The sequence below is a fragment of the Rhodococcus sp. MH15 genome (assembly GCF_019266045.1).
Classification (GTDB): Bacteria; Actinomycetota; Actinomycetes; order Mycobacteriales; family Mycobacteriaceae; genus Rhodococcus_F; species Rhodococcus_F qingshengii.
The window spans coordinates 1-12,706 of record NZ_LPNP01000036.1; the positions used below are offsets into that span (position 1 = coordinate 1).

10 protein-coding genes are annotated in these 12,706 nt (G+C 60.6%); 3 read left to right on the top strand and 7 right to left on the bottom strand.

All coding sequences use genetic code 11. The annotated features are described in order from the left end of the window. Positions 1-414: 414 nt before the first annotated feature. Entirely contained in the window at positions 415-1,839 is a 1,425-nt protein-coding gene (locus ATN37_RS00485) for an aldehyde dehydrogenase family protein (RefSeq protein WP_007732506.1), read from the top strand. 63 nt (positions 1,840-1,902) lie between these two features. Here ATN37_RS00485 and ATN37_RS00490 read toward each other — a convergent pair whose 3' ends face one another. Genes ATN37_RS00490 through ATN37_RS00520 form a run of 7 tightly spaced genes read right to left on the bottom strand, consistent with a single transcriptional unit; the run spans position 1,903 to position 8,891 of the window. Continuing rightward, positions 1,903-2,664, bottom strand: coding sequence for an HpcH/HpaI aldolase/citrate lyase family protein (locus tag ATN37_RS00490; RefSeq protein ID WP_007732505.1), 762 nt, complete (start codon positions 2,662-2,664; stop codon positions 1,903-1,905). A gap of 34 nt (positions 2,665-2,698) precedes the next feature. Then, entirely contained in the window at positions 2,699-3,658 is a 960-nt protein-coding gene (locus tag ATN37_RS00495; RefSeq protein ID WP_058228524.1) for an aldo/keto reductase, read from the bottom strand. After that, entirely contained in the window at positions 3,658-4,524 is an 867-nt protein-coding gene (locus tag ATN37_RS00500) for an ATP-binding cassette domain-containing protein (protein ID WP_007732503.1), read from the bottom strand. The genes ATN37_RS00495 and ATN37_RS00500 overlap by 1 nt, the downstream gene beginning before the upstream one ends. Next, positions 4,521-5,354, bottom strand: coding sequence for an ABC transporter ATP-binding protein (locus ATN37_RS00505; protein ID WP_051649793.1), 834 nt, complete (start codon positions 5,352-5,354; stop codon positions 4,521-4,523). Before ATN37_RS00505 ends, ATN37_RS00500 begins: the two co-directional genes overlap by 4 nt. 3 nt (positions 5,355-5,357) lie before the next feature. Next, positions 5,358-6,305: an ABC transporter permease gene (locus tag ATN37_RS00510; protein ID WP_003941426.1), complete on the bottom strand. Its 948-nt coding sequence runs from the start codon at positions 6,303-6,305 to the stop codon at positions 5,358-5,360. Further along, on the bottom strand, positions 6,305-7,309 hold the full coding sequence (locus tag ATN37_RS00515) for an ABC transporter permease (RefSeq protein ID WP_007732496.1): 1,005 nt from the start codon (positions 7,307-7,309) through the stop codon (positions 6,305-6,307). Before ATN37_RS00515 ends, ATN37_RS00510 begins: the two co-directional genes overlap by 1 nt. A gap of 4 nt (positions 7,310-7,313) precedes the next feature. After that, positions 7,314-8,891: an ABC transporter substrate-binding protein gene (locus ATN37_RS00520; protein ID WP_007732494.1), complete on the bottom strand. Its 1,578-nt coding sequence runs from the start codon at positions 8,889-8,891 to the stop codon at positions 7,314-7,316. A 212-nt stretch (positions 8,892-9,103) separates the two neighbouring features. Here ATN37_RS00520 and pdxA point away from each other — a divergent pair, with 212 nt between their 5' ends. After that, positions 9,104-11,356, top strand: a complete 2,253-nt coding sequence (pdxA, locus tag ATN37_RS00525) for a 4-hydroxythreonine-4-phosphate dehydrogenase PdxA (protein ID WP_218694593.1) — start codon at positions 9,104-9,106, stop codon at positions 11,354-11,356. A 27-nt stretch (positions 11,357-11,383) separates the two neighbouring features. Continuing rightward, positions 11,384-12,151 carry a DeoR/GlpR family DNA-binding transcription regulator gene (locus tag ATN37_RS00530; protein WP_218694595.1) on the top strand — a complete coding sequence of 256 codons (768 nt, stop codon included), beginning with the start codon at positions 11,384-11,386 and terminating at the stop codon, positions 12,149-12,151. Positions 12,152-12,706 lie beyond the last annotated feature (555 nt).

Here is a 12,706-nt window from a genome sequence, read left to right on the forward strand (position 1 = left end):
ACCGCCGAACACACATTAGAGAAGCCCCCCAACCAGTGATGGTTGGGGGGCTTTCTCGTACCCGAAACACCCCCACCATCACCCGAAAGTACCTTCGCCGGCCCCCGACTTCGAGCGAACGGCACTGTCGTCGCCTCAGATCGACCGAACGCACCGTTCACACCATCAAAGGGGCGGGCACGCCGCCGGCACCCCGGCATGGAGTGAACGACACGCTCACCCTCTTAGACGAGGGGAACGGTACGTTCACACCATCACTGAAAAGCGTGCGCGCACCACAAGTCTCGTCAGTCGAAGGTCAATCTCGACACCAACCTGCCACGGAACCCGTCGAGCGTGGCTAGGCTCGGAAGAGGTGCCCCGTGTGATCGGGCCCACCTCACCTGTGCACGCGTGATGACTACGGAGGCTTCGATGACCGATATTCTCGACCGCACCAAAATCTATGTTGATGGCGCCTGGATCGAATCCACTGGCAGCGGTCGGATCGACGTTCTCAATCCGGCTACGGAAGAGCTGATAGGAACTGTCGCCGAAGGCACTGTCGAAGATGTCGATGCGGCCGCGAAGGCAGCACGAAAGGCTTTCCCCGCTTGGTCTGCACTATCCGGCGGCGAGCGAGCCGAATATCTTTCCAAAGCCGCGGCGATTATTGCCGAACGTACCGATGATCTTGCGGCGCTGGTTTCGCAGGATATGGGCATGCCGATCGGATTCGCGAAGCCCGTGCAAATCGGAATGCCGCTCGCGAATTTGAATGCATTTGCCGAATTGGCTCGCACTTATGATTTCGACGCTCACGAGGTCGGGAATTCGCTGATTGTTCGCGAACCTGCGGGTGTTGTCGGCGCGATCACTCCCTGGAACTTCCCGCTCCACCAAGTTGTCTTGAAGGTTGGCGGTGCGCTCGCGGCGGGCTGCACCGTGGTTCTCAAGCCCACCGAGGTTGCGCCACTCATCACGTACGCTCTCGCTGACATCTTCGACGAAATTGGTTTGCCTGCAGGTGTATTCAACCTGGTAAGTGGCTACGGCCCGGTAGTGGGTGAAGCCATCGCCGGCCACCCGGAAGTCGACATGGTCTCCTTCACCGGGTCGACTCGGGCAGGCAAGCGAGTGGCCATCGTTGCCGCGGACACCATCAAGAAGGTCTCGCTGGAGCTGGGTGGCAAGTCGGCGAACGTCATTCTCGACGACGCCGATCTCGAAAAGGCTGTCACGGACGGCGTCGCAAAGTGCTTCATCAACTCGGGCCAGACCTGTTCGGCGCTGACGCGTATGTTGGTTCCCGCGGAGAAGGTGGATGAGGCAGCGGCAATTGCTGCTGCGGTCGCCGCTCATTTCCCGGTAGGTGATCCGACTCAGCCGACTTCGGTGCTTGGTCCTCTGGTGAACGCGAATCAGCTGGGACGCGTTCGCGGATACATCGAGAAGGGTGTGTCGGAAGGTGCCACCGCGGTTGTCGACGGTCGCGAAACCGGTCTGGCCAGTGGATATTTCGTCGGTCCGACGGTGTTCGCGAACGTGACCGAAGACATGACCATTGCGCGCGAGGAGATCTTCGGACCGGTCCTCTCGATCATGGGCTACAAAGACGAGGCCGACGCAGTGCGGATCGCTAACGGCACCGAGTACGGACTGGCCGGTGGCGTTTGGTCAGGTGACCCCGATCGCGCGGATCGCGTCGCACGGCAACTGCGTGCCGGGCAGGTCGAGGTGAACGGCGGCGCCTTCAACACGAATGCTCCGTTCGGTGGGTACAAGCAGTCGGGCGTCGGGCGCGAGGCCGGCACGTTCGGGCTCGAAGAGTTCCTCGAGATCAAGGCGATTCAGAGATAGTTTGTTCAAGAATGGCGATGCTCCCGTACCAAGTGCGGGAGCATCGCCATTTTTGTACCCGGATCAGGACTTGGCGGCATCCAAATGCTGAGCCGAGATGTTCGCCAGATGTGTCAGGTCCGAGGCCACGGTCGCGAACGTGTAGCCCTCCCCGAGCCGTTGTGCCGCAACCTGACCGGAAGGTGTGTGGATTCCCGCAGCGACTCCGCTGACGGCGGCAGCTTCGCGCACCCTGGTGAGCGCTGATTCGAATTCCTCGGCGACGTCCGGATCGTTGGAGTGCTTACCTCCGACGGCGATTCGTAGGTCGGACGGCCCGACGTACACGCCGTCCAATCCGGGCACTGCGCAGATCTCTTCGACGTTCGCCAGACCCTGTGGGGTCTCGATCATCGCAAATACAACGGTGTCGCGGTTCGCGTCGGCGGGAACGGGGCCGATACGGAGTTGCGAGCGCATGGGTCCGTAGGAGCGGATGCCGAAAGGCGGATACTTGGCGGCTGCCACGGCGGCCGCTGCCTCTTCGGCGTTGTTGATCAGCGGAACGATGACGCCCACAGCGCCCGCGTCGAGTGCACGGCCGATGGGTGTCGGATTGTTTGCCTCGACGCGCACCATCCCGACGGTGGACGGTGACGAGTCGATGGCGGTGAGCCCGGCGACCATCCCCGAATAGCCGATCAGGCCGTGCTGCATGTCGAGGGCAATGTAGTCCCAGCCGACGTGCGCGATCCATTCGGTCGAGATCGGGCTGTCGATGACGGACCAATATCCGAGTATGCGTTCGCGTCCTCGGATGCGTGCGGCGAATTCCTGTGCTGACATAGTGAAGAACTCTTCCTGATGAAGGTCGGGTGTTTCAGCGGTTGTAGTTGGGCATGGGGCCTCGTAGGGCGGCACCGACGAGATCACACTCTTCGACGGTCGAGGCGTCGAGTGGACCTCGCCCGATGGCCGCGATATTGGATTCGAGGTGCGTTACTTTGGATCCTCCGAGGAGCAGCGATCCGGCGACGGGCTTGCTGACCAGCCAGCGCAACGCAAGCTCGGTCAGGGAGATGCCCGACTGCTCTGCGATTGCCGTCAGTTGAGCGATCGCGTCGAATATCTGTGTGTTCCAGTATCGCTCCTTGTACATCGACGCAAGACGTGAGTCGCCGAATCGGCCGTCGGCGGGACTTTCCTCGAAGGTGTGGCGCCCCGTGAGCAGGCCCCCACCGAGTGGGTTGTAGACCATGGTGGTCAGTCCGGTCACGTCCGCGAATTCTGCGTATTCTTCTTCGATGCGACGCGCGAGCAAGTTGTAGAGCTGCTGTGCGACGATCGGTCGGGGAGCTCCGACTGTGTCTGCGGTGTAGTTGATTTCACTGATTTGCCACGCTGCGAAGTTGGATACGCCGAGTGTGCGGATCTTGCCCTCGGCAACCAGTTCCGCGACGGTGGTGAGAGTTTCGGTCATCGTGACGGTTCGGTCCGGCTGATGGAGATAGAACAGGTCGACGTAGTCCGTGTCGAGTCTGCGCAGGCTTCCTTCGACGCTTGCTCGGAGCCCCTCTGTCGAGAGCGGGCTGTTGTCGCCGGCATCGGGATGCGGCATTCCCGCTTTGGTGGCCAGAGTGACGGAATCGCGTCGGCCGTGGAGCAGCTTTGCCAGCATGCGCTCGGACTCGCCGCCCGCATAGCCGTTGGCCGTGTCGATGTGAGAGATACCGGCGCCTAGTGCTGCGTCGAGCATCGATCCGGCGCCCGATATGTCGACCGTGTCTCCGAATGTCATGGTGCCGAGCACCAGTTTCGGAAGCTCGAGTGGGGCGGTCATCAGGCAACTCCTCGTGATTCGGTCTGCTTGGCTAGCAAGTTCTTGGACAGGGCTGCCACCACGTGGCGTGGTTTGATGCCGACCATGGTGGTGGGATCGAGAGCAGCGCCTCGTAGTGCGCGGGTGTACGGCTCGCGCGGACTGGCGAGAACTGTGTCTGTGGAACCGGATTCGACGATGGTTCCTTTCGACATCACGACTACGGTCTCGCTGATTTCTCGGACGACGCCCAAGTTGTGTGAGATGAAAACGTACGTCAGACCGGTATCGGCCTGAATTTCACGTAGGAGCTCGAGTACCTGCGCTTGCACCGACACGTCGAGAGCGCTGGTCGCTTCGTCGCAGACCAGGATCTCGGGTCCGCTGGCAAGTGCACGAGCAATTCCGATGCGCTGACGTTGGCCTCCTGAGAACTCCGCCGGACGCCGGTGTAGTGCCGAGCTGGGCAAGCCAACGCGATCGACGAGTTCTGCTGCTGCCTTTGCACGTTCAGACTTGCTCCGAACACCTTTGAGGCGCAGTGGTTCTCCGATGATGTCCTCGGCAGTCAGATGAGGGTCGAGCGATCCGTACGGATCTTGGAACACCATTTGAACGCGAGAGCGGTAGGGGCGCAGCGACTTCTCCGACATCTGCGCGATGTCATTGCCGTCGACGAGAATGCGTCCACTGGTCGGTGTGAGGAGTCGGACGATCGATCGAGCGATGGTCGACTTGCCACATCCGGATTCGCCGACGATGGCCAAGGTCTTGCCCTTTTCCACCGAGAAGCTCACAGCATCCACGGCTCGGAAAACTCCGTCGGGAACCGGATACTCGACCACGAGATCTTCGACGGCGAGAAGTGGCGTTTCGTGGCGGGTCATGCCGAGGCTCCGATCTGTGTTGAACGGGCGGGGTCGCCGTCCCAAGGCCCCAGTTGAGGTATGGCGTCGAGAAGCTTTTGTGTGTAGGCGCTTTGCGGTGAGTCGACGAGAACGTCGGCACTACCGGTCTCGACAAAACGTCCGTCCTTCATCACGTAGATGCGATCGGAGACCAACCGCGCAACTCCGAGATCGTGAGTGATGACCAGCATTCCGATGCCGGTGCGCTCCTGCAACTCGAGCAATAGATCCAGAATCCCGGCCTGAACGGTTACGTCCAGTGCGCTGGTGGGTTCGTCGGCCACGATCAGTTCGGGGCCGGCAGCAAGAGCGCCGGCGATCAGGACGCGCTGCAACATTCCACCCGACAGTTGATGCGGGTACTTGTCGAGTTGCTGATCCGGATACGGAATGCGTACCTGCTCGAGCAGTTGCACTGCCCGCTCGATTTGTTGCTTCTTCGCGGTCACACCGCTGTGGCGCACTGCTTCTCGAAGTTGGCTGCCGATGGTGTGGACGGGACTCAGAGCCGTCATCGGGTCCTGGGGGATGAGCGCGATGTGTTTTCCGCGAATATCGTTCAGGATCTTCGTGTTTCCGAGAATGTCCTGACCCTTGAACACGGCTTTCCCGGAAAGAACCGCAAGATCGTCCGGAAGCAGTCCGAGAATCCCCATGGCTGTCGTCGACTTTCCGGAGCCGGATTCACCGATGATGGTGACGGTTTCACCGGCGTCGATGCAGAAGGACACGCCGTCGACGGCTCGGATGACGGCGTTCGCCGTGACAAGTTCGATCTGGAGATCGTCGACCCGTAGTAGATTTCCCATGTCTCACGCCTTCGCTTTCTGGGCGCTGCCACGCCCGAACAGGCTTGCGCCCAGTCGTTTCGAACCTGCAGGACGATCGCGCAGACCATCGCCGAGTAGGTTCACTCCGACGACCAGCAGCACGATCATCAGACCGGTCAACGTGACGATCCACCATGACGTGGTGATGTAGTCCTGGCCGTCGGCGATGATTCGTCCCCAGGTAGCGAATGGACGTTGCGGTCCGGCGCCGAGGTAGCTCAACGAACTTTCCAGCAGTACGGCCTGCGCGAGCAGCAGCAGGACGACGAGCGATGCCTGCTTGACGATGTTGGGAATGACGTGACGAAGCAGGATGGCCATGCGGGTAAGTCCGAGGACTCGAGCTGCAGCTACGTAAGGCTTTTCGCGTTCGACGAGTACCAATGAGCGAGTCAACCGTGCGACTTCGGGCCACTGTGCGATCGCGATGACAAACGTGATGACGGGAATGGACGGGCCGAACAGCGCAACAACGAGAAGCAGCATCATCAGCAGAGGCAGAGAAAGCTGTGCTTCGAGTAGGCGGGAGATCACGGTGTCGACCCAACCACCGAAGTACCCCGCGGCGGATCCGGCGACGATGCCGATGACGCCGGAGACGATCACGGCGAGAATACCGATCGTCAGAGACACCTGGCCGCCGTGCAGGATCCGTGAGAGCAGATCTCGTCCCAACTGATCGGTGCCGAACAGATGGCCGTCGGTGAGGGGCGGTAGCCGTCGACTGCTCAGGTTGGTCTGGTTCGGATCTGCAAGGGGGAGCAGCCCGGCCAATGCAACAGGAAGAATCACCAGGAGCGCGCAGATCGAGCCGGCCCAGATCTTGACTCGGCTGTCTCGCTTACGGCGCGTGGCTCCGGCGCGTGCGAAGTCTGCCTCGGTGACCGCGCTGGCGCGTGGAGTTGTTGGAGGTTCCAAGACGGTAGTCATCAGTTGGCGCCCTTTCCGAGTCGCACGCGTGGATCCAGGAGGGGGTAGAGGAGGTCCACTGCCAGTTGCACGAGCACTGCGAGAACCGCGGTGACAAGCACGGTGGCCTGGATGAGCGGGTAGTCGCGAGTCTCGAGTGCGCGGACCACCAGCGAGCCGACACCAGGCCAGGCGAACACGACCTCGACCACCACGACGCCGTTCAGCATTCCGGCGAATCTGGTGCCCAGCGCGGTGACGATCGGAATCGCCGAATTACGCATCGCATATCGCCAGGTGAGTTCGCGTTCCGATACTCCGCGAGAGCGTGCGACCGTGATGTACGGAGAAGCGAAGGCCGAGACCATTTCGCGTCGAACCATCCGGGAGATCAACGCGATCTGAAGGATGGCGATGGTGACGGTAGGCAGGATCAACGACGGCCATGTGGTGAAACCGGCTGCCGGGAGTACTGGGATCAAGACCGCGAAGATCGTCACCAGCATCAGGCCGCTCCAGAACTCCGGCATGGACTGCCCGCCGACGGCTACGACGTTCGCACCGAGTTCACGTCTGGTGTCCGCGTGACGGGCCATCCACACGCCCAGCGGAATCGAGAGCACGGCGGTCAACAGAATGGAGCTGACGGCAAGGGTGATGGTGTACGGGAGACGGCCGAGGACAACGTCCATGGCCGGCGCCTGGAACGAGTACGACGTGCCGAGATTCAGGTGGACGAGGTCCCACAGGTAGATCAGGTATTGGGAGAACACCGACTTGTCCAAGCCCATGTCAGCACGGATCTGTGCGAGATCCTCGGTGCTGGCCAGCGGTCCGGCCAAGGCGTAGGCAGGATCGCCGGGTGCCATTCGGATCAGGACGAACACTGTTGTGAGCGTGAGGAAGATCGTCAAGGCGCTCTGTGCCAGACGTTTGAGCACGTATTTGACGGTCGGGTTGATCCTTGTGCGTCGACGCGGAGAGATTCCGAGAGCGGTTTGCGGTTTCGGAGCGGTGAGAGTCATCGCCTCAGGCCTCCAATCGGACGGCGCCGAGGTCGTAGGAGTTGATTGGGGTCAGTGAAACATTTTGTACACGAGTGCGTTTCGCAAGGAGTGCGTTGGGTACGAAGCTCCACAGGCAAGGCCAGGTGTTCCAGATGTCTTGTTGTGCGGCGTCGAGTAGAGCGGCGCGCTTGGTCGGGTCTGGTTCACTGGATGCGGCTTGGATCTTCGCGGTGATTTCGGGGAAGACGTACCCGTGATAGGTGTCGCGAGTTGCTTCCTTCTCCGCTGTGCCGGCGTACATCCCCTGCAACGTGGTCAGTGCAAGTCCGGTCTGGTTGCCGTAGCCGTTGCCCAGCACATCCCAGTCGCCGGTCTTGCCCTGGCGCCAGGACGAGATGTCACCGCCCGGTTCGAACTGCTGGAGTTTGACGCGTACTCCCACGGCCTTCATCATTTCGAGTACCGATTCCATCACCGAGACGTCGTTGGTGAACTCTCCGGTTTCCCAGATGAAGGTGAGTTCGAGGTCGTCGGCGCCTTCGGCCTCGAGCATTTGCCGCGCTTTCCGTGGATCATATTGGTAAGTGCCGGTTTTCACGGCTCCGTCCAAGGTCGACGGTGCGGGGCCGGTGGCCGGGACTGCGGAACCGATCAGCACGTCCCGAGCGAGTGACTCACCGTCGATGGCATACGTGAGAGCTTCTCGGACACGCGGATTGGACAGTGGGTGATCGGCGGGCTTGCGGAAGTTGAAGAACAGTTGGTTGATGCGTGTGCTCGGTACTGTGTCCACCTGGACACCAGGCAGATCGGCGAGTTGTTCGGCGGAATCGGGACTGATCGAGTCGATGACGTCGACCTCGCCGCTCCGAAGCGCGACGACGCGGCCGGCCTCTTCGGGAATGAAGCGGACCTGAACACGACGAACGCCGGGGGCCGGGCCCCAGTAGTTGTCATTGGCGACAAGTGTGTAATCGCCGGTGCCCCGGTTCGATTCGCTGACGACGAACGGTCCCGACCCGATTCCGCTCTGCAGTTCGTTGGGTTCGTTGGCAGCGGCCGGGGTGATCAAGATGTTGGACATGAGCGAGTCCAGAACCGGCACCGGGGAATTCGTCCGAAGGATGAAGGTGCGATCGTCGATGGGGACGACCGTCGGCCACTCGGGGAACTGCGGTGCGACAAACGATCCGCTGACCTGCTGGTACATCTGCATTGCCGTCGTGACGTCGTCGATCAGCACAGGTGTGCCGTCGGAGTAACGGATGCCCTCGCGGAGTCGAACCGTCCACTCGGTCGGGCCGGTCGATTCGAACCTGTCAGCGAGAACGAGTTGCGGTGTCAGATTGTCGCCGATCCGGGTGAGACCTTGTCTGACGCCACGTTGAGCCGTGACTGCTGCGTCGAATTGATTGAGTTTGTTGTCGAGGCTGACGAGCGAGCGGTTGAGCCCGAGCACCAGGGTGTCCTGTGTCGGTTTCCCGGTAGGGCCGGCGCACGCGGCAGTCGTGCCCAGAAGCGTTGCGCCACCGATCAGCCCGGTGAACTGCAGAAAGGATCGCCGGGAGAGCTGTGGTGTTCGCAAACGAGTATTGGTCATCGGTGACCTTTCGATCCTGACGGGGCAGCGTGGGGGCGACGCTCCGAGCGGACTGTTGGTGAACAATCGCGTCGGGCTCTCGCTTGTAACTCAGCTCACAATGGCACTGTTGCGCACTTCGCGCAAGTCCCGTAACTTCGATTGCGTACTTCGCGCATCGGTTGCGATGCTGTGCATACTCGATTCAGACCGAAAGGGGGTCGAGGAATTCGATGAAACCACTGGTAATCATCGCTGATGATCTTTCCGGAGCAGCGGAGTCGGCCGCAGGATTTCTGCTCCGCAGTTCGGGCATATCGCTTCGGCTCGGCCCAGATGCGCCCGACGGATCAGGAGTGACGGTTTTCGATCTGCACTCACGGCGATCCGACCCCGCCAGAGCCTCTCGGGACGTGAGATCAGTTCTGCAATCGTCTGACGGCTCCGAGATCGTCAAGAAGATCGATTCCCTGCTCAGGGGCAACATAGCAGCGGAGGTTGGAGAACTCTCCCGCGACGGATCTCCGGTCATCGTCGCCGCCGGACTGCCCAGACAAGGGCGCACGGTGCAAGACGGCGTGGTGTTGGTCGATGGGGTTGCGTTGCACTCCACTGACCTGTGGCGCGCGGAGTCGAAGCCGACTCCTCGGTCGATTGCAGAGGCGCTCGGCCCGTCGGCAATCACTTCTGGCGTATCGCTGGATGACATTCGCTCCGGGCGTTTGAGCCAGGTTCTTGCGTCGATCTCAGAAGCCGGGTCGGTGGCGATCTGCGACGTCGAGACCGAGAGTGATCTGGAACTGATTGTGGCTGCAGCACAGGAGGTTCGGGGTTCTCGATTGGTAGGAACCTCGGCGCTCGCGATGGCAGTGGCACGACGAAGAACCGTGCAGTCACCCGTCGCGTGCCCATCTCTTCGTGTTTCTCGATTTACCTTGGTCGTCGTGGGGACGGCGGATGCGTCTGCCGGGGACCAAGTGGCATTGCTTCGGGATTCAGGGGCGCACCATATCGAAGTGAACAGTGCTGAGCTGCTGGCGCATTCGGTCGATCCGCTTCCGATTCTGAACGCACTGGATCGCGGAAACGTCGTGGTTTCGGTAAGTGGACCTGTCGTGCCTGCAGAATCCGTCCACCTCGTTTCGGCTCTCGCCGATCTGATCGCTGCCGTCGATGCAGGATTCTCCCACGACGATTACCCGATCGACCTGGTACTTACCGGTGGCGAAACCGCGCGCAGCGTTCTCGACCGCCTGCGGGTCGACACGCTGTCACCGATTTACGAAATCGAACACGGCGCCGTACTTTCCGTCGATCGAACCGGACGGTACATCGTCACGCGGCCAGGCAGTTTCGGGAATGCACACAGTCTTTTCTCCATAACGAAGTTTCTCGCGCAACCCACCCCGGTCGCCGCTCCGGACAGTCCGCCTTCAGTTACTCCTTCAGACAACGAGGTCAATCCCATGTCAATCGAATCCACTCCACTGCCGCTGATTGCTGTCACGATGGGCGACGGCGCCGGCGTCGGACCGGAAGTGATCGTCCCCGCACTCCTCGACGGTGAAACGAGAAAGCGTTGCCGCCCTGTTGTTGTCGGCGACGCGAAGCGTTTGCGATTGGCTGCCACGGTGCTCGGAATCGACGTCGACGTGGTCGCGATCGAGGAGATCAAGGATGCTGAATTCATCGATGGACGGATCAACGTCATCGACCTGGACTTGCTACCCGAGGATCTCGCCTGGGGTGAACTGTCGGCAGTCGCGGGGGATGCGGCCTATCAATATATCCGCGTCGCAAGCGAACTCGCCGTACGCGGTGAAGTCCAGTCGATCTGCACGGCGCCGCTGAACAAGGAAGCGCTGCATGCGGCAGGACACATCTATCCCGGACACACGGAATTGCTTGCGCACCTGACCGGTACCGAGGAGGTGTCGATGATGTTGTCGACCCCCAAGCTCAAGGTGATTCACGTGACCACTCACATCGGACTGCTCGATGCAGTTGCCAGGATCGAGCCCGGCCTGGTCGAGAGGACCATTCGTCGAGGTCACGAAGCTTTGGTGCGCACGGGCAATCCATCTCCGAAAATCGGCGTGTGCGGGATCAACCCGCATGCGGGGGAGAACGGGCTTTTCGGGTACGGAGAGGAAGAGCAGAAGATCATTCCCGCCGTCGAACTCTTGAAGGCAGAAGGAATCGACATCCACGGCCCACTGCCGGCGGACACGGCATTCTTCCTCGCTGGACGTGGGGACTACGACTTGATCGTTGCGATGTACCACGATCAGGGGCACGGCCCGGTCAAGGTTCTCGGGATCGAGGCCGGCGTCAACATCACCGTCGGGTTACCTGTCATCCGTACCTCCGTCGATCACGGAACCGCTTTCGATATTGCAGGTAAGGGCATCGCCGAGGCCGGTAGTATGGTCGAAGCGCTGCGGCAGGCGGCCGAATTGGCAACCAGCACATTCGTTTCCAAGTAAGAACCACGGTTTGTAGGGGGAGGAGCGATGGCCATCCGGGAGTCGGAGGCGAGGCGGTCGGAGATTGCGAGGCTCGCTCGCACCAGCGGTCTGGCCAGTGTCGAGGATCTGTCTGCCCAATTCGGGGTGACTGCATCCACGATTCGTCGCGACCTGAGTCAGTTGACTGCCCAGGGAGTAATTGCTCGAACGTACGGCGGGGCGATTGCTCTCAACCCTCATCCGGAATCCTCCTTGCGTCAACGCGCAATGGAGGGATTCGACGCCAAACGGGGCATCGCCGAATGGGCTGCTGAGCAGGTTCGGCCCGGGGAAACCGTACTTCTTGATGCAGGTACCACCGTCGGGGCGATGGGAGAGTTCTTACGTCACGTGACGAATTTGACGGTGATCGCTGCAGGGCTTACGGTGCTCGAGGCGTTAGCCGACGCTGATGGTGTTCGAGTCGAATGTCTCGGGGGGACCCTGAGGCAGCTCAGTCAAGGATTCGTCGGGCCACTGGCGGAAGCGTCGCTGCAGCGGGTGTCGTTTGACAAGGCATTCCTCGGTGCCGATGCAGTTACGGCTGACCTGGGTATTTGTGAAGCTGAGCTCGATCAGACCCGGCTCAAGGAAATGATGATCGAACGTGCCGGCGAGGTCTACATCCTCGCCCACTCCGCCAAGCTCGGTGAACGTCCTTTCCATGCGTGGGCGCCGATTCCGCCGGGGGCCGTGCTGGTTACCGATGCTGCAGTAGACGCAAAGCAAGTCGCGTTGTTCGAGGATGCAGGTATCCGAGTCCAAGTGGTGTGAGTTCCCGCTGCGTGCCGATCCGGGCACGGTGTCCGGCGTCACATGATGTCCGAATTCGTGAAAATCGACTGAAACGGGCAATCTTGCTGGGGAAATGGATACCTCTGAGTCTCTGACCTGTGGATTTGTCAAAGACTTCGGCGGACGCGTAACTTATTCCAAGTCAGAGCGACACGGACACCGACTCCCGCCTTCACGGCGAGTGACACGAGGTTGTACGAAGTGCCTGACCAAATTTCGAAGTAGTTTCCATCGTGTATGGTTGTGCTTCACCTCCAGTTCTTCCCCGAATGTTCAGCGGTTTGCGCCGGTGACCAGGTTGGGATAGGCTGGAAAAGTTGCCCCGGAGCGGCGGCCATAGGGTCGTGGTGATGGTGTGTGCGTGTTCTTTGAGAACTCAACAGTGTGTCGATGAATGTCAGTGCCAAATTTTTTTTGGTACTTCACATCCGCGAATGATCAACCGCCTCTTGGGGTTTGGTTGGTTTGTGTGTGGTGTGAGTATTTTTCGTCGGTGATTGTTCATTCTTCCGTCTGAATGGTTGCCGACACATT